At 32.6% G+C, this 22,784-nt stretch carries 20 protein-coding genes; 10 read left to right on the top strand and 10 right to left on the bottom strand.

The window, feature by feature from the left end; all coding sequences use genetic code 11:
- Positions 1-64: 64 nt before the first annotated feature.
- Together ribH and ABD077_RS17760 are read right to left on the bottom strand one after the other, a co-directional pair.
- Positions 65-562 (bottom strand): 6,7-dimethyl-8-ribityllumazine synthase, encoded by a 498-nt coding sequence (gene ribH / locus ABD077_RS17765; protein WP_343913585.1) that lies wholly within the window; start codon positions 560-562, stop codon positions 65-67.
- 84 nt (positions 563-646) lie between these two features.
- The gene (locus ABD077_RS17760; RefSeq protein WP_343913584.1) at positions 647-1,420 is read right to left on the bottom strand and encodes a tetratricopeptide repeat protein; all 774 of its coding nucleotides are present in this window, start codon (positions 1,418-1,420) and stop codon (positions 647-649) included.
- A gap of 136 nt (positions 1,421-1,556) precedes the next feature.
- On the opposite strand from ABD077_RS17760, the gene recF reads away from it, so the two are divergent.
- The 3 genes from recF to ABD077_RS17745 are packed head-to-tail and all read left to right on the top strand — an operon-like array spanning position 1,557 to position 3,370.
- Complete coding sequence (gene recF, locus ABD077_RS17755; protein ID WP_343913824.1) at positions 1,557-2,642, top strand: DNA replication/repair protein RecF; 1,086 nt, start codon at positions 1,557-1,559, stop codon at positions 2,640-2,642.
- Between the two features lie 18 nt (positions 2,643-2,660).
- A complete protein-coding gene (locus ABD077_RS17750; RefSeq protein ID WP_343913583.1) occupies positions 2,661-3,074 on the top strand; it encodes a hypothetical protein in 414 nt (137 codons plus the stop codon).
- A complete protein-coding gene (locus tag ABD077_RS17745) occupies positions 3,074-3,370 on the top strand; it encodes a DciA family protein (RefSeq protein ID WP_343913582.1) in 297 nt (98 codons plus the stop codon). Before ABD077_RS17750 ends, ABD077_RS17745 begins: the two co-directional genes overlap by 1 nt.
- 409 nt (positions 3,371-3,779) lie before the next feature.
- On the opposite strand, the gene ABD077_RS17740 is transcribed toward ABD077_RS17745, so the two are convergent.
- The 4 genes from ABD077_RS17740 to ABD077_RS17725 all read right to left on the bottom strand — a co-directional run bounded on the left by ABD077_RS17740 (position 3,780) and on the right by ABD077_RS17725 (position 9,145).
- A complete protein-coding gene (locus ABD077_RS17740; protein WP_299606967.1) occupies positions 3,780-4,172 on the bottom strand; it encodes an acyl-CoA thioesterase in 393 nt (130 codons plus the stop codon).
- Positions 4,173-4,341: 169 nt separating this feature from the next.
- Complete coding sequence (locus tag ABD077_RS17735) at positions 4,342-5,805, bottom strand: hypothetical protein (RefSeq protein ID WP_343913581.1); 1,464 nt, start codon at positions 5,803-5,805, stop codon at positions 4,342-4,344.
- Between the two features lie 184 nt (positions 5,806-5,989).
- A complete protein-coding gene (locus ABD077_RS17730) occupies positions 5,990-7,414 on the bottom strand; it encodes a hypothetical protein (RefSeq protein WP_343913580.1) in 1,425 nt (474 codons plus the stop codon).
- A gap of 279 nt (positions 7,415-7,693) precedes the next feature.
- A complete protein-coding gene (locus tag ABD077_RS17725) occupies positions 7,694-9,145 on the bottom strand; it encodes a hypothetical protein (protein WP_343913579.1) in 1,452 nt (483 codons plus the stop codon).
- Between the two features lie 169 nt (positions 9,146-9,314).
- On the opposite strand from ABD077_RS17725, the gene ABD077_RS17720 reads away from it, so the two are divergent.
- The 3 genes from ABD077_RS17720 (at position 9,315) to ABD077_RS17710 (ending at position 13,404) form a co-directional block, all read left to right on the top strand.
- Entirely contained in the window at positions 9,315-9,836 is a 522-nt protein-coding gene (locus ABD077_RS17720) for an RNA polymerase sigma factor (protein WP_343913578.1), read from the top strand.
- Positions 9,837-9,932: 96 nt separating this feature from the next.
- A complete protein-coding gene (locus tag ABD077_RS17715; protein ID WP_343913577.1) occupies positions 9,933-10,847 on the top strand; it encodes a FecR family protein in 915 nt (304 codons plus the stop codon).
- Between the two features lie 4 nt (positions 10,848-10,851).
- The gene (locus ABD077_RS17710; protein WP_343913576.1) at positions 10,852-13,404 is read left to right on the top strand and encodes a TonB-dependent receptor; all 2,553 of its coding nucleotides are present in this window, start codon (positions 10,852-10,854) and stop codon (positions 13,402-13,404) included.
- Positions 13,405-13,407: 3 nt separating this feature from the next.
- On the opposite strand, the gene ABD077_RS17705 is transcribed toward ABD077_RS17710, so the two are convergent.
- The gene (locus ABD077_RS17705; protein WP_343913575.1) at positions 13,408-14,247 is read right to left on the bottom strand and encodes a hypothetical protein; all 840 of its coding nucleotides are present in this window, start codon (positions 14,245-14,247) and stop codon (positions 13,408-13,410) included.
- 376 nt (positions 14,248-14,623) lie between these two features.
- Between ABD077_RS17705 and ABD077_RS17700 the strand changes: the two genes are divergently transcribed.
- The gene (locus tag ABD077_RS17700) at positions 14,624-16,591 is read left to right on the top strand and encodes a tetratricopeptide repeat-containing sensor histidine kinase (RefSeq protein ID WP_343913574.1); all 1,968 of its coding nucleotides are present in this window, start codon (positions 14,624-14,626) and stop codon (positions 16,589-16,591) included.
- A 125-nt stretch (positions 16,592-16,716) separates the two neighbouring features.
- Here the strand turns inward: ABD077_RS17700 and ABD077_RS17695 are convergent, their stop codons facing one another.
- Together ABD077_RS17695 and ABD077_RS17690 are read right to left on the bottom strand one after the other, a co-directional pair.
- Positions 16,717-17,136, bottom strand: coding sequence for a nucleoside-diphosphate kinase (locus ABD077_RS17695; RefSeq protein ID WP_219006915.1), 420 nt, complete (start codon positions 17,134-17,136; stop codon positions 16,717-16,719).
- Between the two features lie 171 nt (positions 17,137-17,307).
- Complete coding sequence (locus tag ABD077_RS17690) at positions 17,308-18,339, bottom strand: alkaline phosphatase D family protein (protein ID WP_343913573.1); 1,032 nt, start codon at positions 18,337-18,339, stop codon at positions 17,308-17,310.
- Between the two features lie 80 nt (positions 18,340-18,419).
- On the opposite strand from ABD077_RS17690, the gene ABD077_RS17685 reads away from it, so the two are divergent.
- Genes ABD077_RS17685 through ABD077_RS17675 form a run of 3 tightly spaced genes read left to right on the top strand, consistent with a single transcriptional unit; the run spans position 18,420 to position 21,178 of the window.
- A complete protein-coding gene (locus tag ABD077_RS17685; RefSeq protein WP_343913572.1) occupies positions 18,420-19,436 on the top strand; it encodes a DHH family phosphoesterase in 1,017 nt (338 codons plus the stop codon).
- Positions 19,433-19,984 (top strand): gliding motility-associated peptidyl-prolyl isomerase GldI, encoded by a 552-nt coding sequence (gene gldI, locus ABD077_RS17680; protein WP_343913571.1) that lies wholly within the window; start codon positions 19,433-19,435, stop codon positions 19,982-19,984. Before ABD077_RS17685 ends, gldI begins: the two co-directional genes overlap by 4 nt.
- Before the next feature lie 15 nt (positions 19,985-19,999).
- A complete protein-coding gene (locus ABD077_RS17675) occupies positions 20,000-21,178 on the top strand; it encodes a peptidylprolyl isomerase (RefSeq protein WP_343913570.1) in 1,179 nt (392 codons plus the stop codon).
- A 72-nt stretch (positions 21,179-21,250) separates the two neighbouring features.
- On the opposite strand, the gene ABD077_RS17670 is transcribed toward ABD077_RS17675, so the two are convergent.
- The gene (locus ABD077_RS17670; protein WP_343913569.1) at positions 21,251-22,711 is read right to left on the bottom strand and encodes an aminoacyl-histidine dipeptidase; all 1,461 of its coding nucleotides are present in this window, start codon (positions 22,709-22,711) and stop codon (positions 21,251-21,253) included.
- Positions 22,712-22,784: the final 73 nt, after the last annotated feature.

Below are 22,784 nucleotides of genomic sequence, written 5' to 3'. Positions count from 1 at the left end.
GCAACTATAGTGCCGCTTTTAAAATTTTGGTAAGAATATTAAAAATCAACAATAAAATGATGTGTTAGAATTTTGCGTCTTTACGCAATTGAGCCATTTTTATAGCAGCAATAGCAGCTTCGGTTCCCTTATTACCGTGCTTGCCTCCGGATCTATCTATGGACTGCTGCATCGTATTATCGGTTAAAACACAAAAGATAACTGGAATATCACTCTGTATATTTAGGTCTTTGATTCCTTGGGTAACGCCATCACATACAAAATCAAAATGTTTTGTTTCTCCTTGGATAACGCTTCCGATCGCAATCACACCATCCAACATATCATAGGATTGCTGCATTTTTTTACAGCCGTAAATCAGTTCAAAACTACCAGGCACATTCCATCGAACAATATTTTCTTTGATGGCACCACAATCAATTAGTGCATCAAAAGCTCCTTGAAAAAGACCTTCTGTAATTGTTTCATTCCATTCTGAAACAACAATCCCAAACCGAAAGTTTTTCGCGTTTGGGATTGTAGCTTTATCGTATTGAGATAAATTTTTATTTTCTGTAGCCATATTTAGTTGACTGTTTATTGTTATTAGTTGATAGTTTTTAAAACTTTATCCTAGAACTAAGAACTAAAAACCGTCAACTATAAACTACTTAAGCATTCCTTGAGCTCTTCCTAAATGAACATCCGCCTGATTTGCTTCTACACTCTTAGAAAACTCTTCTTTGATTCTTTCTAAATAAGTAACTGCCACATCTGGTTTTCCTAATGAAATAGCCGTTATTGCAGATTTCAATAAAAACTTTGGAGTTGTAAAGTCATTTGTTTTTGCATTCGCAGCTTTTTCATAGTAAGATAAAGCTTCACCCATTTGATCTAATTGAGCAAAAGCATCACCAATTCCTCCTAAAGCAAGAGGTCCCAGCATTTCGTCATCGCTCTTAAACTTATCTAAATGATCAATTGCTTCTTGATACTTATTCATATTAAGGTATGAAAATCCAGCGTAGTAATTAGCTAAATTAGCAGCTTTGGTACCTCCATAATTTTCAATGATTTCTAAAAATCCATATTTACCCTCTCCTCCGTTTAAGGCTAATGTATATAAAGAATCACTTACAGTAGTATTACCATTAACCGCATTATCAAAATACTGTTGTGCTTTAAACATCTCGTTAGACGCTTCTAATTCTTTTGGTTCCTGTATGTACTTTTGATATCCTAAATATCCTAATACAACAACAGCAATAGCCCCAACAATGATAAATATATATTTTTGATTGGCAGCAACCCATTCTTCAGTCCGGGAAGCACCTTCATCAAGCGTATTGAATACCTCAGCAGTTGTAGAGTGATCTTCTAATTGCTCTACTTCTTCTGCTTTATTTTTTGGTTTGTATCCTCGTTTCTTATAAGTTGCCATAAATATTATTTAATGAAGGGCAAAAATAAAATTTTTATTCATAATTAAAAGCGAAAATATTTGTTATTTTTTAATATTTTGCACTTCTTATTTGAGAATTTCAAAAAAGTCACTACTTGCTGACGATCAGTGGTTTATGATTCTAAAATCCCTTTCTTTAATTAATTATAAAAATTTTGAATCCGTTAATTTCGATTTTGACACTAAGATTAATTGCTTAGTCGGACATAATGGCGTTGGAAAAACGAATATCCTAGATGCGATATATCATTTATCCTTTGGTAAAAGCTATTTTAACCCGATAACAAGTCAAAACATTAAACATGGAACGGATTTTTTTGTGGTAGAAGGGTTGTATGAAAAATTGGACCGAGAAGAAAAAGTAATCGTTAGTGCAAAAAAAAGTCAGAAAAAAGTAATCAAGAGAAATGGAAAGGCTTATGATACATTTAGCGAGCATATTGGTTTCTTACCATTAGTAATTATCTCTCCTGCTGATCGAGATCTTATTACTGAAGGTAGCGATACGCGTCGTAAATTTATTGATGGTGTCATATCACAAAGTGATACCGCATATTTATCAATATTACTTAAATACTCTAAAGTAGTTTCTCAACGAAACTCACTTTTAAAATATTTCGCCGCTAACAATACTTTTGATCCTACTACACTAGAAATTTATAATCAGCAGCTCGATGAATTAGGAAGTGTAATTTACAACAAAAGAACTGAGTTTTTGGAAACGTTCATCCCCATTTTTATTAGTAGGTATGAAGCTATTAGCTCAGGGAAAGAAGCTGTATCTTTAAGATATCAAAGTAAATTAGCAGAAAACAATTTACTTACTCTCTTAGAACAACATCTTTCTAAAGATAGAATGTTACAATACACGAGTGTAGGAGTCCATAAAGATGATTTGATTTTTGAGATAGAGGGACATCCTATCAAGAAATTTGGTAGTCAAGGGCAACAAAAATCATTTTTGATCGCTCTAAAATTAGCCCAATTTGATTTCATTAAAAAACAAAGCAAAGTAAACCCTTTGCTTTTATTGGATGATATTTTTGATAAACTAGACGAAAAAAGAGTTGAACATATTATTCAATTAGTAGATGACCAAAATTTCGGACAACTATTTATCAGTGATACGCATGCGGATCGTACCGAAAATGTGGTGAAAAAAATATCGCAATCTTATAAAATAATAAAGTTAGAATCTTAATTTAAACTAACAGAATCAATGTTGAAGAACAGTATATGCCTATTAATTCTAATATTTGTTTCCTGTGCAAAACAGGATCCAGAAGAAACAATATCTAATATTTCTGGGTATTGGGAAATTGAAAAGGTCATTACTGCAGAAGGTATAGAAAAACAGTACAATTTTAGTCAGATGGTTGACTTTTTTGAAGTAAAAGATAAAAAGGGTATACGAAAAAAAGTGCAACCACAATTAAATGGTAATTTTATTACCACAAAAGATAGCGAATCCTTTATTATAACCATAGAAAACGATAGTATTTGGATGCATTATAAAACTCCATTATCTCAGTGGAAAGAAGCACTGCTTTCAGCAAAAAACGATCAAATGATTATCCAGAATGAAGCCGGAAATCGTTATTTTTATAAACCCTATACAAAGATTGAATTGTAATGAATAGAAGACAGAATGACCATCTTAGCATTAGTGATGTACTTAAGGAGTTTGTTAGCGAAAATAGACTTCAAAAAGGATTAGATAAGGTAGAAGTAAAAGATGTTTGGGAGCAAATTATGGGTCCTGCTATTACAAAATACACACGCGAAATTAGGCTAGATCGAGAAACCCTATATGTTGAACTTACTTCTTCGGTACTTAGAGAAGAATTAAGCTATGGAAAAGAAAAGATTATTAGCAATCTTAATGAAGCTTTGGGACGTTCATTAATTAAAAAACTTGTTCTCAGATAACTAGAACTATCTTTATCATAAAGTATTACTAAACTATCATTATTCACCTTTTAGATAAGGAACAAATTCATTATTTGTTGTATTAATATTTAGTATTGATAAAATAAATCATTTTATGATGTTGCAAAGCATTTTAAACTCAAAAAGAATTACTATACTTAAAAAAGTAATTAGTGAAGGTATTAACTATGAAAACCGTCATAAAACCAGGAACATAGTTCTATGACCTGTCTCCAGAATGCGAAGCATATTATAGCAATCCGTAAACTCAATAAATAAATGTAAACAGAAGTTCTCTTTTCGAGTTACTTCTGTGTACGCTTTAGATCATAATTCCATTCTTTCGAATACTACTCTTATAAATTTTTATTCTTGCTAAAATCTATTCAAAGAATTTAATAAAGTAGTACTAGTTTAATGCTAATCTATCTCTAACGTATTCTATTTTGGTCTTTCCGTGTGGTGCAGGTTTTCCATTTTCATCTAGGTATACCATAGTGATATTATCCACTTGAATAATTGTTTTGCGAGTCAACTTGTTACGCACCTCACATTTTAGAACTAATGAAGATCTTCCAAATTTTACCACATCCATTCCTATTTCTACAATATCCCCTTGTAAGGCGGAACTCACAAAATTAATTTCCGACATATACTTGGTAACTACGCGATTGCTTTCTAATTGAATCACTGCATATAAAGCAGCTTCTTCATCGATCCACTCTAATAATCTTCCTCCAAATAAGGTGTTATTTGGATTTAGATCGCCAGGTTTAACGATCTTTCTTGTATGATATCTCATTTCCTTTACTTTCGGACAAAGTTACGAAAAGAGCTTTCAAAAAAAATCATAAAACCTTTATTTACAAATAATTATCTATTTAATAATTTGCGAATACAATTCTTATTACATCTTAAATTTTAGTCTCGTATTTTTGTTATTCTGATATCTCTTTTGCTAAGAAAAATCCTTATTCAATAACTATTTCTTCACAGAATTGTGTCCCTTGAGGACATGTTTCTGTTTCAGCTGTTATACACACCACATAGGTTCCAGGATCAAACTGAAAGAAGAATATATTATCTCCAGTTGGACCTCCATCCTGCTCCTGAATCTGCCCATCGATTTCCCATTGATAATTTACATTACCAATATCCTGAAAATCTGCTGTAAAGTTGTAACCATTCGTATTCCCCTCTTGTTCGAAACTAAAAAACAAATTAGGACAAATTGGATCCACAAGAATTTCCCTACATTCCTCAGCGCCATTTGGACATGATGGTGTAGTGGTTTTTATACATACCTGATGTACTCCAGGAGTTAATTCTGTAACAAAAACGTTATCTCCATTACCACCGCCATCTTGTTCTACTACCTCATTATCTACAAACCATTCGTAAGTTAACTCTTCTATACCTGTAAAACTAGCGGTAAAATTATACTGTAATGTACCTTGCTCTTGTTCAAAACTAAAATTTAAATCCGGGCAAAACTCAGCAACCTCTATATTTTTACAAACTTCAATTCCTTCTGGACATTCTGGTGTTTCTGCTTTAATACAAACGACATAAGTACCTGGACCATCAAAATCTCGTAATAAGAGATTATCGCCCTGAACATTTGGTCCATCTACCTCTATAAATTGTCCATCTATAAACCATTCATAGGTACCTATCGTCTCTATATCAGGAAAACTTGCTTCAAACCTATATCCTAGATTAAATGTATCTGTAAGTTCGGATGTAAAATCTAATTGTGGACAACGAGTTTCACAAGTACTAATGATTCTATAATATCCAAAATAAGTATCAATAGTGGTACGTTCTAAATTAGCTCCTACTAAAAGAGTAATAGGAAATTTGAAATTAGGTTGATATAGAGCTCCTTGACTTTGATAAAATGTTTGAAATGCTTCATCAGACGATATTTCTATTTCAACACCTCCGTTATCCAACATTGTGATTGGATAATCAAACTTGAAACAACTATTAAAAAACTGGTCAAAATCATCTCTTACAGTATCAAACTCACATTCTGACAAAACATTAAACAGTGAAGCTTCATTACTTAAACTAACGGTTACATCTGTATTTTTGAACACAATAGAAACAGGAAATTGTAAACCAGTTATATTAAAATTTGGTCCTTGACTAGCAATTACATCCACTAATCCGTCATAACTATCTATGGTGATAGTTGAATCTGTATTATAACCCAGCGTAATAGGATAGACAAATCGGAAACACTGCTCATTCTCTGATATAAACGAATTGTCGGAACCAAAATTAGTAAGCACTGTAACCAAGGAAGTACTGGATACTACGTTATTATTGTTTTCTTCAGGAAAAAAAGAATCATCATTTACACATCCTGATAACAATACAGCGAAGCTTATTAGTAACAACCTTAAGTTATATGTATGAATTTTTCTCAAAATATTTCTCTTTACATAAGGTAAAACGTCTGAAAATCAGTATACCCTACCCCAATTTAAATAAAAATTATTTAGTTTATTAGATTCACAATCTAACACATCTGTTTGGTATATACAAAATTCCCTGGAAGAATGATCTTACTTCCAGGGAATCAACCTAATTAATCCAACCTAACTGACTTAACTATTCTATGGCTATTGTTTTACAAAATATAGTTCCGTTTGGACAATCTGGAGTTTCCGCTATAATACATATCTCGTATGTCCCTGATCCAAACTGGTAGTATAGATAATCATCTCTTTCATTACTATCTACAATTTCTCTGTCTACAACATCTCCATTGATGATCCATTCGTATGAAATATCACCCATTCCTTCGAACTCTGCTCTAAAATTATATCCCGGTGTATCTCCTTCTTGATCTACTGTGAAAAATAAATTTGGGCAGTTGGTTCCAGTTTCTTCTATTTCGATCACTTTACAGAAAGTTACTCCCTGTGGGCAATTTGGCGTTTCTACTGCGGCACAAACCTCATAACTTCCGGGAGCAAACTGATAGTAAAATGGTTCATCATGACTCTGAGTTGTACCAACAAATTCATTATTAACCGACCAGCTTATTGGATACTCTTCTATTCCGTCAAATGCTCCTGGATAGAAATAGTATGCAGGATTATCTCCGTCCTGTTCTGCTTCGAAAAATAACTCTGGACAAACAGCATCTCCTTCTATTTCGATAACTTTACAATATGATGTTCCTTGTGGGCATTCTGGAGTTTCGGTTTTTAAACATACCTCATATCTTCCTGGCTCGAATTGATAATAGAATCTATTGTTGTCTCCATTATTAGAATCTTCTACAAACTCCCCATTGATATACCAACCTAACCATTCTATCTGATCAGCTCCTTCAAACTCTACTTGAAAATAATATGCTGGATTATCTCCATCTTGTTCCGCAATGAAGAACAGTTCTGGACATCTTTCGTCTACTTCTTGGACTTCAATTACTTTACAATAAGAAGTTCCTTCTGGACAATCTGGCGTTTCTGTTTTGATACACACTTCATAAGTTCCAACTTCCTCAAAATCCCAGAATAAATAATTATCCGCATTTTGACCATCCGTCACTACTACTTCTCCATTGATAAACCATTCGTAATTAGTTTCTTCAATACCAGGAAAATCTGCAATAAACTTATAGCTGTTTGACCTATCCAATTGTCTTGTTTCAAAGAATAAATCTGGACAAGGGTTTGTTTCATCTATGTCTACCTCAATCTCTTTACAAACTTCGATAGGACACGCATCACTAGCTACTCTTACACAAACAGTATACGTCCCTTCTTCAAACTGATATTCAAAAATCTGACTTGCAATATCATCTAAATTTCCACTTGCTACATCTTCTCCATTAATAGACCAAGTAAGTTCTACATCTTGGATGCCATCTAATTGTGCGGCAAAACGATAAACGGCACTACCAGCAACATTGTCTACATTAATCGTCACATCTGGACAATTTTCTAATTCTTCAATTTCTTCACAAGAGGTAAATCCCACAAGTAGTGTAAAAATCATTACACACCAAATACTAAGTTTTTTCATTGTTGTAATTTTAGGGGTTATTTTATATTAATTATTTAGAAGCTTTTACTTGCTTTACAATAATGAAACGCGGTCCGAAACCAATACCCTACCCCCTACTTTAAAAAAAGTTAAAAATTTGTCATAAAAACCTTAAAAACTAACCTAAAGCCCTATTACTATTGGGTATTAAAAAGATTTAAGAATAAAAAAAGAGACCGTAAAAACGGTCTCTTCCTAAAAATAAGTGATTATTTATTCAACTGACTGAACTTAATAAACCATCACTTCATATATAAATTAAAGCCCCTGAAAATCAATTTCGATACACTCTTGTAAGCTTCCACATTCAGAAGATTCTGCTTTATAACAAATCTCATATCTTCCTGGCTGCTGAAGATGATCCTTAAGGATTAAGAAATGTCCTGTGGCAGTAGTTGGTGTAACTTGATTCCCATCTATTTCCCAAACTACGGAGTTATCATCTAGACCAAACAAAATTACTCCGTTTGCATTTACAAATTCTGCACTATTGGTTTCGAAATATTCTAATTTAAAAATAGTACAATCTACAGGCTGTGGTTCTGGAATTACAACATCTCTACAGAACTCTGTTCCGTTAGGACAGTCATTTGTTTCTGCTTTAATACAAACTCTGTAAGTACCAGGGTTGTAAGAAGACAAATCTAGCTTATTGTCTCTATCTTGACTTTGAAGATCTTCAGTTTCCACCAATACTCCATCTACAAACCATTCGTATACATCTAATTGATCTATTCCTGCAAAGCTTGCAAACATAAATGGTCCTTCTTCTATAAAAGAAAGGTCAGGACAACCATCATCTCCACCACCATTATTATCATCTGTTACTTGAGCTGAAACACATGCTTCGATTCCCTGAGAACAATCATTGGATTCAAACTTTACACATACTTCATAAGAACCTGGATTGTAATCACTAAGATCTAAAGTTATTGTAGTTCCTTGAATTTGAAGATCTTCTGCTGCTAATGGCTCATTATTAACAAACCAATTGAATGATTGGATATCGTCTGTTCCTGATATAGAAGCAACTACAATACTTCCTTCTGAACTTAAAGTTAGATCAGGACATGATCCTTGTCCATCTCCATCACCTTCTATTGTGATCTCTTCACAATATTCTGTGCTTGTACAAGTAGGGCTTTCAGAAATTAAACATACAGTATAAGTTCCTTCTTCTAAATTTTCTAAAGAGAACTTATTATCTCCTTGATTACTTGTTCCTTCGTTTTCGATGATCTCACCGTTTTCAAGATTTTCACCTGTCACCTTCCATGCATAAAATTCTAAGGTTTCTATTCCCTCAAAATCCGCAAATAAATATTCCCCATCTCTAGTAAATTTTAGATCTGGACATCCATTCATTTCTTCTTCGATTGTAATTTCTCTACAAAATTCTATTCCTTCAGGACAATCTGGTGTTTCTGCTTTAATACAAACATTATAGGCACCAGGATTATATGAAGAAAGGTCTAAAGTATTATCTCTTTCATTTTGCTGACTTTCGGTCTCTACCAATTCCCCATCTACAAACCATTCGTAGGTATCAAGGTCTTCAATTCCTTCAAAATCAGCAACTAGTTTTTTCCCATCCTGTCCAAAAGATAACTGAGGACATTCAGCGTTTTGATTATCATCTTCTTGTTCACAAGAAGAAAAGGCAATCATAAGCCCAAACATAAGTAAGCTAAAAATTCTAAGATTTTTCATGTTAATTTTTTAAGTAAATAATAAGTTATGCTCAATTGAGATGTTTGTTATAACACTAGTAAAACGCCCAATACCAAAACTACCCCACCCCTCTTTTTTTATTTTTTTTAAAATTTCTTTTTTTTGATACCAGAAAAAAATCTAGTTTTGACAACAAATGAATCCCCAAATGTCTGATAGTAAAAACTCTACTTGTGACGAACAAGCCTTTGATCATTTTTTCAAAAGTCATGCAAAACTTTTGAGAAGTTATCTGTATTATAAGTTTGGTGATTTAGATCAGGCGGAAGATATTGTTCAAGATTCTTTTATTAAATTATGGAACAATTGTGCTAAAGTACCTTTAGACAAAGCAAAAAGTTATGTTTATACTATAGCCACCAACCTAGGAATTAGTATTGCTAGGCATCAACAAGTAAAGTTTAAACATCAGAATTATATAACTCAGCGTAAAACTGATGTTACTAATGAGTCTCCGGAATTTGTGATGTTAGAAAAGGAATATATGGAGAAACTGAAGAATGCTATCGCTGATTTACCAGAAAGACAAAGAGAAGTTTTCCTTTTAAGCAGAATTGATAAAAAAACTTATAGAGAAATTGCTGAGTTATCTAATGTATCCGTAAAGGCTATTGAAAAATTAATGCACAAAGCTTTATTAAGTTTAAGAAAAAAGATTGGTAACATCTAAATTATAAATGAGGGCAATTGTTAAAAATTAAAAAAAATATTAGCAAGGGGTAGGGTAATTAATAAATAGAACGTTTTTTATATATAAAGGCAGATTATGTTAGATAATAAAAATGATGATATATTCTTATCCAGATGGATTAACGGAGAGCTTTCTCCGGAGGAACTTCATGAGTTTCAATCGCATCCAGAATATAAGCACTACGCAAAGATAAAAGCAGGTGCTGACGCCTTAGACTTATCTGAATATGATATAGATACAGCACTGAATACTATCAAATCTGGTAAACAAACTTCTATCGACAGTGATCAAAATCCTGTTATCAAACTTTGGCCTTATGCAGCTGTTGCGGCATCAATTGCAATTATTTTTGGTCTTTTCTTTTTCAATACCAATGATTCTATAAGTAGTTCTTATGGAGAACAGTTAGCGGTAACTTTGCCAGATGGTTCTGAAATGATTTTAAACGCAAAATCAGAAGTTAGTTTTGATAAAAATGACTGGGAAAACAATAGGACTGTTTCTTTAGACGGTGAAGCCTATTTTAAAGTTAAAAAAGGAAGCACTTTCACAGTAAATACAGCAAACGGCAACGTAACAGTTTTGGGAACCGAGTTTAGTGTAGATTCACAAGCCTCCCTTTTTAAAGCTGTGTGTTTTGAAGGGAAAGTGCGTGTCCAAAGTGGTCAAGAACAAATAATTCTTACAGCAGGAAAAGGATACAGAAAAATTGCGAAATCTGCATCCGAAAATTGGGTTTTTGAAGCATTAGAACCTTCTTGGATTAACAATATCAGTTCATTTAGAAGCGTACCAGTAAAATATGTTTTTAAAGAATTAGAAGAACAATATAATATCAACATCGAAACAAAACAGTTAGATACATCTATCATTTACACAGGAACTTTTCCTAACAATGATATCGATGTTGCTCTTAAAACGGTTTTTAGTACCTTAGGTTTGCAATACCAACTATTGCAAGACAATAAAACCGTGGTATTAGACAATTAAGAGCATGACCAGACTTTTTTATGTTTACATACTTTTATTAGGTATATCAGCTTTTTCGCAAGAAAAAGCTTCTTACATTATTGATGCGGATAACGTAGACCTTTCGGCTGCACTACTTTTATTAGAAGAACAATATCAAGTAAAATTCTCTTACTTAGATGCTATTCTAACACAAAAGAAAGTCTCCTTTAGAACTACAAAAGACACTACTATAGAAGAAGTGATCGGTCGATTAGAAAAGCAAACGCAATTAAAGTTTGAAATTACAGGGAATAATTTTATCACTGTGCGGACTTATTCCAAAAAAGACACACACTCTATATGCGGATATATTTTTGATGAAAACAATGAACCTTTAGAAAAGATACGGGTATTTGTAAAGGCCTCGAGAACAAATATTACTACCGATGAAAAAGGGTACTTCGAAAGTACCGAAGTCCCTTTTAATACTCCAGTACTTATAAGTGCTCCAGGATTTCGGCAAAAAGTAATTAATTCATCAGAGTTTATTCGCCAAGATTGTAATACCATTTATCTGATCCATGCCATTGAAACATTGGATGAAGTTATTATTCAGGAATATCTCACTAAGGGAATTACCCAGGATAAAAGAGTAATTAATATAGATCTTAAAGATATTGAGATTTTACCTGGTTTAACAGAACCCGATATTTTACAGAGCATCCAACAAACGCCAGGTGTTAATAGCCCTTTTGAAACAGCTTCTGGAATATATGTTCGTGGAAGTGCTCCTAATCAAAATTTAGTACTTTGGAACGGCATAAAAACCTATCATCAAGGACATTTTTTCGGGATGTTATCCGCTTTCAATCCATATGTAGTAAAAGAGGTTGATTTTTCTAAAAGCGGAGTTAGTGCGAAATATGGAGATAGAATTTCTGGGATTATAGACATTAAAACTGAGGATAAGGTAGCTGAACGCTTTTCGGGTGGTGCAGGTTTTAATATGATTAATGCCGATGCCGTCATTCATACTCCTATTATAAAAGATAAAGTTTCGTTACAAGTATCTGGGAGAAGGTCTTACACTGATGTTTTCGAAACATTTACATATAAACAGTTTGCAGATAGAGTCTTTCAGAATACCACAATTGCCGAGACTGTAGAGCTAAACGATGCGAAAAATGATTTTTTCTATGCGGATTACAATGCAAATCTGATCGCGAAGATTTCTGAGGCTGATAAAATTGAGGCAAACGCTATTTATAGTAAAAATGATCTGGATTTTAAGAGGAGTGATACTTCGATGTCGTTTAATGATAATTTAGTCACCGAAAACGAGGGATACAATATTAGTTGGAAACACCAATGGAACCCTAATTTAGGTATGAAAGCAAGTAGTTATTTTACCAGTTACTTGCTGAATTATGAATTCATAACTAGAGATTCTGGAAACATAACAGAAACTGAAAGTAAAAAGAATAGTGTTAAAGAATTGGGCGCAGCACTTGACTTTTCATATAACATATCGGATTATCAAAAACTTTTAGGAGGTTATCAGTATGCTAATAATAAAATTAGGTATGCTTTTGTTACTACTACGCCCACTTATGAGTTAATTTTAGATCAGGATAATCGTTCACTAAATACACATAGTATTTATGGCGAGTACAAATATGAGATTCCTAATAGCTTTTATCTTTCTGCTGGTCTTCGATTTAACAATTACTCGGAATTAGAAAAATCCTTTGTGGAACCCAGAATTTTCTTACAAAAAAATCTCTCAAAATTCTGGGAAATAAATGCAACTGCCGAATATAGAAGTCAAGCGGTAAGTCAAATCAGAGAGTCTATTGTTAGTGATTTGTCCTTAGAAAATCAGGTATGGACTTTAGCCAATAAAGAACAGTTTCCTATTATTACCAGTTATCAGTTTACCTTGGGAAGCAGTTTTAAAAAGAATAAATGGTATTTTGATGTTGATGGATATTATAAACAAATTGATGATATAACTTCTCTAACCGCTGGTTTTATAAACCCTATTGATAATACTTATCATAATGGTGAAAGTACTGTTTATGGAATCGATGTGTTCTTAAAAAAGCATTTTAATAATTACAAAACTTGGGTAAGTTATTCCTATATAAATACTACAAATAAATTTGATGATATCAATAATAATGAGTCTTTTCCTGGCAATTGGAATATCGAGCATACCATAAAATGGTCTCACTTTTATAAAATCAATAACTTCCAGTTTTCGTTAGGCTGGTTATGGCATACTGGAAAGGCTTTCACCAATGTAGACGGAGTTGACGAAAGCGGAGAGCTCGTAGTATTAGATTTCGGAGAAATCAATGGAAATAATTTACCGATCTATCATCGACTTGATTTTTCCGCGATCTACGATTTCAAACTAAAATCAACTTCACCCATCAATTACAGACTTGGACTTTCTATCTTAAACCTTTATGATAGAGAAAACCTGTTAAACAGAGAGTTTAGAACCACTAATTCTTTAGACAACCGTTTTATTAATGATGACATTACCTCTTTAGGAATCACACCTAACCTAAGCTTTAGAATTCTTTGGTAGTATTTATAAGCGCTCCTTAAAAAACAATCTAAGTTTTTCCGTTTGGTCTTCATTAAGAATCTTTAAAATCATATCTATCCAATCGGTTTCCATATTTCCCGGATTCCAAAATTCATCGTAATCTAGATCCATAAACCAAATCTCTTTAAACTGATATTCTTCTTCTAATTTTTGTAGAAAAAGATCAAAGTTTGATTTTATATACTCTAAAAAGTTGTCTTCTAAGAGCTCTTCAAATTGTTCAGATCCATGTTGACCACAAGCACTACAAGCTCTAGCTATTGCTAATGATAGAGTTTCTTCACAAACTCCGTATTTTTCGATAATAGTATTAACATCTCCGTATTGATCTACTTCATGATCCATATCATTAGTACGTAGAAAATTTATATAATTTTCTATATATTTTTTATCAGACAAAGCCAATAAAGAGGCTGTGGTAATACCCACAGGAGTTTCACTATCTCTCCAGAATCGTGCATCATTTTCTTTATAGTAGGATCTATCTATAAACTGCCATAATTTATTATGGAGAGCTTCAAATGAGACTGCCTTTTCTATCAGTTCATCAAAATAGGAATAAGCACTTTTAGCAAGAATCAATTCATCTTTGTCGTCATAAAATTGATATTCAAACTCATATACATAGGTATATTCTTCCAAAATTTTATTTCTAGATTCTTCTAATAGAGATAAAATTAGATCTAAAATTTGTTCTACATCATTTTCTGATAGGTTATCCGTTGGAATTTCTGTGGAATCAATTATTTTACTTAATTCCAATGATTCTGTATTCGTATTACTAGCACGAACATTTAATACGATTTTAGAAATAATACTCATTAAAACATATTTTTTAATTAGACTTCAATAGTAGATAATAAATAAGATGCAGAAATCACGGGATTCAGTGAAAATAAAATTCCCAAAGTTATCTTATATAATAATCAAAAGAATGAATGATCATTATATATTTTGATTCGATAGATACTAGAATATCTTTTAAAGCTTTATAGCTTGGAGATTTTAAATAAATAACATCAATCACTTTTAAGTTATTTTAGTAGGAAAGATATTTATTAGAACAATAAATATGCTATTTTTAGAGTTCGTTTTGGGAAAAAATAAAGAATAATCGCTTTACACAAGTGTTTCATAGCTTCATCCCGGAATGAGAAAACACTATTATTTTTTTAGTTAATTTTTTTAAATGTTCCCGTTGTCTAAGTTTAGTTTTCTACTAATTTTATGTAGTATCTGTTTCGTAACTCATGCTCAGATTGAAACAAATAAAAAATCTAAAGACATAGATTATGATTATCAACTATTAGAAAAAGCTAGAGATTATTCTAATACAGAAGGAGAAGACAAAAGAAAAGCTTTTTTAATTAGCCATGAGGTTTTAAGCAGAACGCAAAATGAATATCATAAGGTTTTAGCCTATAAAAATTTAAGTCATTATCATTATTACTCTTACACCTCTGACTCCGCCATATTTTATGCAAAAAAAGGAGTTGCATTAACTGAGAAAAGACAAGACTCTATTGGAGTATCATTAACTAACTGGTTTCACTTAATTCTTTCTAATGCTTCCAGAGATAAAGGTTTACTTGATGATAGTAAAAAATGGGCCCTAAAAGGTTTAGAAACTGTAAAGTTGATTGATGATCCAGATATTGAACAAAAACTGCTTCTAAATCTAGGAATTACCTACAGAATGAAAGGTGATTTTGATAAGGCTTTAGAAATTTATAATGCTATGATACTTGGTAATGAAAACCCAAACCCCGACTTATATGTTTCTATAGCCATTTGTCATTTGGATATGGGTAATTTTGAAAAAGCACTTTTCTATCAGAATAAAGCCTTACATATTTATAGCGAAAAAACTCACCACAGAAGTATTGCTATAACCTTACTTAATATCGGAAGTATCTATCTAGATATGTATGAGGATCAAACAGCATTAAGTTATTTCGAAAAATCCCTAAAAATAGCTGAAGAATATGCATATCCTTTGATAATGCTCAATAATAAGATCAATATTGGAGAAATTTTTATAGCGAAAAAACAATATAGTAAGGCGTCAAAAAACTACCAAGATGTATTGGAACTGGCTAAGGATAGAGAATATTTCCAACAACAGATATTAGCATATCAAAAGCTTAAAGAGATTGCTATACTCCAGAAGAACTATAAAGGTGCTTTGGAGTATACTGAAAAGGAAAACAAACTTAATGACTCGGTAAATCAGCTGCAAAAAGATGAAGAGCTTTCTAAACTAGAAGTGCAATACGAAACTCTTAAGAAAGAGAACGAAATATCTATCTTAAAAAAAGACAAAGAGCTAAGAGAATTAGAAATAAATAGACAACAATCACAAAAACACACCATACTCATTGCATTTGTAATCGTCGTAATTCTCTTAATAGGATTATTTGTGCTTTACTATCAAAAACTAAAAAGTCAAAACTTATTGAATAAAAACCAAAAGGAATTGGCAGAACAAAAGGTAGAAGCTTTGATCAAAAATCATGGCTTAAGACTTATTCAAAATTCTATCAATGTTCAGTTCAAAGAAAGAAAGAGAATTGCACAGACACTTCATGACAGAATAGGAGGAAATTTGGCTGCTATCAAACTACAGGTTAGCTCAATCAAAAATAATTCTTCTGGTCTGAAGCAAGTATATAAACAAATTGAAGATACATATCAAGAAGTTAGAGTGCTTTCACATGATCTTATCCCTAAAAAAATTGCAGACAGTAATTTCACAGAACTATTAGGCGAATACACAGATAAAATCAGCACATCCAGTAATTTAATCATAGATATTTCTACGTATAAAGAAGATTATATTAATCAGATGGATGTGAGATTTCATAATGAATTATTTTCCATTTTTCAGGAACTCATCACCAATACTCTTAAACATGCTAATGCTGATAAGATTGGAATTCAAATTAATCCTATTGGTGATCAGGTAAGTATTATTTTTGAGGATAATGGCAAAGGGTTTGACCTTTCTAAAAAACCATTTGGAATAGGCTTAACAAATATCAAAAGTCGAATACAAGAACTATCTGGGACTTTACATATCGATTCTTTGATAAAAAGAGGAACCATTGTTACTATTGAAATTCCTTTTATGAATCAACAAAAAATAATGAACCAAAACCACCTATAGTATAGTTCTAACATGAAGTCTAAATCCATAGAATTCTACGGCTTTAACTTCATAAATTGATGCATAAAAAAACCATCCTGAATGTATCAGAATGGTTTCTAGTATATCGATTAATTCTATGCTTCTTAGAACTGCTCTCTTCCTGAGAAATGAAAAGCTCCTTCGATAGCAGCATTCTCGTCACTATCACTACCATGTACAGCATTTTCACTGATAGAAGTAGCATATTTTTTACGAATAGTACCCTCTGCAGCTTCTTCTGGATTTGTAGCTCCGATTAAGGTTCTAAAATCTTCTACCGCATTTTCTTTTTCAAGAATTGCTGCTACAATTGGACCACTTGTCATATACTCCACTAACTCTCCATAAAAAGGACGCTCACTATGCACAGCATAAAAAGCTTTTGCATCGTCAGTAGTTAATTGCGTTAATTTCATTGCTACAATTCTGAAGCCAGAAGCAGTTATTTGTTCAAGGATCGCACCGATGTATCCTTTTCTTACCGCATCCGGTTTAAGCATTGTAAAAGTTCTATTTGTTGCCATTTTTAAAATTTTGTTTTTATATCATTTTCCAAAAAAAAGAAAATGTTGCTTTTTTAAATTTCGACTATATAGCCAATTATAAAATTTTGTGCAAAAGTATATATAAAAGCTTCAAAAACAAGAAATATTCTCAGAAAGTAAGAACTTTATCCTACTCCATCATAAAAACAATTAATCCAATAGGTACTGTTGTTGTATTTCTTGTAGCACTTTATTATCCTTTCCTCTCATCTGCATGGTAATTACCTTTGTTTCGAAATTAAATTTTAAGATACCGAAACTAGGTGTATGAATAACATCTCCTACTCTAAATTGATTAGGTTCACCATTAAAACCCAAATATGAATGAGTAAGTCCACTGGATGTAAAATCGACAATAGGATATCCTAAATCTGATAATTCCTTTTTTGAAAATTCTGATATGTGACGATCACCAGATAATAGTACACAATTTTTAACTTTTAGCGCTACTATTAATTGTTCTAACCTAGTTACTTCATTTGGAAAATTACTCCAACACTCCCAACCGTGTTCACCTGACAAAAACTGGATACTACTTACAATGACATGAAAATCAACTTTGGTAGTCTTCAATTCTTCTTCTAGCCATTTCCATTGCTTTTCTCCTAATACTGTTTCGTTATTGCCATCATGCGGAATATAACGTTTCTTACCTGCTGGGTCTTTTAATAGCGGAGATCGGAAATACCTCGTATCCAAAATAATAACCTTTACACTCCCTTTAGACGTTTTAAAAGTTTTGGAAGTATATATTCCTTCTTGATTTCTCCTCTTATCTTCTTTTCCAACTTCTAAAAAATCTAAAAACAACTGTTGACTTTCGCGTTTCATTTTCCACTCTCCTCCTGCATCATTTTTCCCATAATCATGATCATCCCAAGTAGCCATGATAGGTACACTATTTTTTAATAGTTGATAGTCAAGATTACTGTTTTGAAGTTTGTAATGATTTTTAATTTTAGACATATCATCAGAATCTCCGTAAATATTATCTCCACCCCAAATAAATAAATCTGGTTTATTCTTTAAAATTTCGTTCCAAAGAGGTTGTGGTAAACTTTGTTTATTACAACTACCAAAAGCAATCACAAAATCTTCTTTTCTTTTTTCTTCATTAATCTGGCTATAACCAATGCTAATAGCATACAGAGAAAAAAAGACATAACATACTAAGTATTTCATTGTATAAAAGAGTTAACGTACGGTAAAAGTAAGTATTCCATTATTACCATATTATTAATAAATAGTATCTTCGCACACCTATGAACACAAGTGAATTTAAGGAAGTAAAAACTCTTTTAAGTACTTCCAAAAACATCGTAATTATTCCACATAAAAATCCAGATGGAGATGCAATAGGATCAACACTAGCGCTCTATCACTATCTATCTGGTTTGGGACACAAGGCTATCGTAATAACTCCAAATGATTATCCAAACTTTCTAAAATGGATTCCAGGCGAGTCTACCATTATTAAATATGATAGCGATACTGAAGTCGCAACCGAAAAGATAAAAGAAGCTGATATCATTTTCACTTTAGATTTCAACCATTTTTCCAGAACTGGCAATATGGAAAGCTTGCTAAAAACAACCGACACTACGTATATCATGATCGATCATCACCAACAACCAGATGATTATGCTGTCTATACCTATAGTGATGTTATGATGAGTTCTACTTGTCAAATGATCTATCACTTTATCGATAATTTAGGAGATGTAGACAAAATTACTGCTGATATTGCGACTTGTATTTATATCGGAATCATGACTGATACGGGTTCTTTTCGTTTTCGATCAACTACTAGTACAACTCATAAAATAATTGCTGATTTAATAGATCGTGGAGCTAACAATACTGAAATCCATGAATTAATTTATGACAGTAACACCTATTCTAGATTACAATTAAGAGGGGTAGCCTTAAAAAATTTAAAAGTGTTACCAGAATACAAAGCTGCCTATATTACACTATCGCAAAAGGAATTAGATGATCACAATTTCAAAAAAGGAGATACTGAAGGATTTGTAAACATGGGACTATCCATAGAAGGCATCAAACTCGCATTAATTTTTATAGAAAATAAAGGTGAAAATATTATAAAGATCTCTCTTCGTTCTAAAGGTGATTTTTCCGTAAATGAATTTTCGAGAAATCACTTTGAAGGTGGTGGTCATCATAATGCTGCTGGTGGAAAAAGTAATCTCTCACTTCAAGACACGGTTGAGAAATTTATTAGTATATTACCATCTTATAAAAATGCCCTAAATTCATGAGACATTTTTTTCTTTTAGTAAGCTTACTCACCTTATTTTTCTCTTGTAAAGCTCCAGAAGCCAGAAAGCCTATTAGTGTTTCCTCGGGATCTTTTATCAATGAATCGATTAACAGAAACAAGGAACTTATAGCGGGCGAAGAAGCTAAAATTCAGAAAATAATCCAACAAGATACTTCTCGCAATTATATCACATCGGATGGTGGTTTTTGGTATTATTATGAGAAAAAAGACACCATATCAACACTTACTGCTAAATTTGGAGACATTGTAAATTTTACCTACGACGTTAAAAATTTAAATGGAGAAGTTATCTATAGTCAAAAAGAATTAGATACTGTAAATTATGCTATCGATCAGGAAGATCTCTTTTTTGGATTAAGAGAAGGATTAAAACTCATGAAAGAAGGAGAAACAGTTGTTTTCTTATTTCCTTCTTATCAAGCATATGGATATTATGGGGATGATCATAAGATTGGGACAAATATTCCGTTAGTATCCAGAGTAACTCTCAACAAAATCACAAAACAGTCAACAAAAGAAAATTAAACCTTAACTAAAAAAATGAAAAAATTAAGTCTTTTATTTTTAGCGATTGTCGCTTTAACTCTAACTAATTGCAAAGAAAAATATCCAGAACTTGGGGATGGTATCTATGCAGAAATCATTACAAATAAAGGTACAACCGTTGCAAAATTATATTACGATGCTACTCCAATGACAGTAGCAAATTTTATATCCCTTGCCGAAGGAACAAATACTATGGTAGATAGTATTTACAAAGGAAAAAAATATTATAATGGAATCATTTTCCATAGAGTGATTAAAGATTTTATGATCCAAACAGGAGACCCATTAGGTACAGGAACTGGTGATCCAGGATATAAGTTTCCAGATGAGTTTGTAGATTCTTTAACACATAAGTCTAAAGGAATTTTATCAATGGCGAACTCTGGTCCTGCTACCAACGGAAGTCAATTTTTTATTACATTAAAAGAAACTCCTTGGTTAAATGGAAAACACACCGTTTTTGGTGAAATCGTTTCAGGACAAGATATCGTAGATAGCATTGGTGTTGTGGAGACAAAAAGGCCTGGAGATAAACCTGTTTCTGAAGTAAGAATGGAACAAGTAAATATCATCAGAAAAGGTAAGGACGCTAAAGCATTCGATACTAAAGTAGCATTCGAGGATAAACTAAAAGTACTAGAAGAAGAAAAATTGGCTAAGGAACGCTTAATCAAAGAAAATAGTAAAAAGGCAGCTGCAAAATATGAAGGGTTAAAACAAAAAGCAACCAAACTAGAAAGTGGTTTGGAAATTCTATTCTTAAAAGAAGGTGATGGCCCTAAACCAAAACCAACAGATGTTGTAAAATTATATTATGCTGGTTTCTTTACAGACGGAAGAGTATTTGACACGAACATGATCGATGTAGAAAAAGAAATGGGAATCTATGATCCGAATGGTCGTAGAGCTAAACATCCTATGGGATACGCTCCAATAGAAATGCCTTATTCTCCTGAAGCTCAAATGATCGCCGGTTTCAAAGAAGGAGTTCAACAAATGAAAGTTGGAGATAGAGCAGTAATATTTATTCCTTCTCATTTAGGATACGGAGAAAGAGGAAGAAATCCAATTCCTCCTAATACAGATTTAATTTTCGAACTTGAATTAGAAAGCATTGTAGATAAAACTACAGCTCCTCAAGCTCATTCTAAAGATGACGGTCATGGTCACTAGAATATAATAAAGTGTAAAAAAATCCCATATCTGATGATATGGGATTTTTTAATTTTTATAGTATCCTTATTATTATTTTTCGGGAATACTTTCTAAAATCTGCTTTACAAAATTCCAATATTTCTGTGCAGAAGAAATACTCGCTCTTTCATCGGGAGAATGCGCTCCTAAAATAGTAGGGCCAAATGAAATCATATCCATATCTGGATAATTTTGTCCCAGAATACCACATTCCAAACCGGCATGACAAGCTGCAATATGTGCTTTTTCTCCATTTATTTTTTGATACAGTTCATCCATAACTTTTAAAATGGCAGAATCCATATTTGGTGCCCATCCTGGATAATCTCCATCGGTGGTTACTTCACACCCTATCAATTCAAAAGTAGCTCTTAGTTTATTAACCATATCTAATTTCGAAGACTCTACACTGCTTCTGGTTAAACATTCAATTTTAATAGCTCCACTACCAATAGTTACTTTTGCAATATTATTAGATGTTTCCACTAGATCAGGAATTGATAAGCTCATTGCATACACTCCATTATGTGCGGCATATAAAGATTTTAAAACACCTTCCTGAACACCTAATTCCATCACACTATTTGGTGCTTCTATTTGTTCTAATTCTATTGATAAATTGGGATCTACTAGAGCAAGTTCTTTTTGTATCGTAGTAATTAAAATAGATGTTTCAAATTGAAAAGCTTCCGACTGTATCGTATCTACAACTACAGTAGCAAAACTTTCTCTAGGAATTGCATTACGAAGACTTCCTCCTTTTATTTCATGGATTCTGAGTCCAAAATTTTCAAAACCATCAAATAGTAATCTATTCATGATCTTATTAGCATTTCCTAAGCCTTTATGAATATCCATTCCTGAGTGTCCTCCATTTAAACCGGTTACCGAAATTCTAAAAGCGGTAGTTCCTTCTGGAGTGGTCTCTTCCTTGTATGTTCTTTCTGCGGTAACATCAATTCCACCTGCACAACCTACTCCTATTTCATCATCTTCTTCAGTATCCAAGTTTAAAAGAATATCACCTTGTAACCAATTCGGTTGTAATCCCATGGCACCCGTCATTCCAGTCTCTTCATCGATGGTAAATAATGCTTCTATCGGTGGATGTACAATCTCTTTTGATTCTAAAATAGCCATAATAGTAGCTACACCTAACCCATTATCTGCTCCTAAGGTTGTTCCTTTTGCACGTACCCAGTCTCCATCTACATACATTTCGATTCCTTGTGTATCAAAATCAAAAGCGGTATCAGCATTTTTTTGGTGCACCATATCTAGGTGTGATTGCATCACCACAGTTTTTCGATTCTCCATTCCTGGTGTAGCAGGCTTTTTAATCAGAACATTCCCTACCTTATCTATTTCTACCACAAGCCCTAGAGACTCTCCGAACGTTTTCATAAATTCGATAACGCGTTCTTCTTTTTTAGAAGGTCTAGGAACGGCATTTAGATCCGCAAATTTATTCCAAAGCTCCTTTGGCTCCAGGTTTCTTATTTCTAAATTCATGTGTATTCTGTGTTTTTTGACAAATGTACATTATGATAATCTTAATTCAAATGCTTTGTGAAATGTTGTAGAT

The organism is Aquimarina litoralis (genome assembly GCF_039523995.1).
GTDB lineage: Bacteria > Bacteroidota > Bacteroidia > Flavobacteriales > Flavobacteriaceae > Aquimarina > Aquimarina litoralis.
Note: the sequence above shows the minus strand (reverse complement) of the source record. Positions and strands in the feature narration are given on the sequence as shown.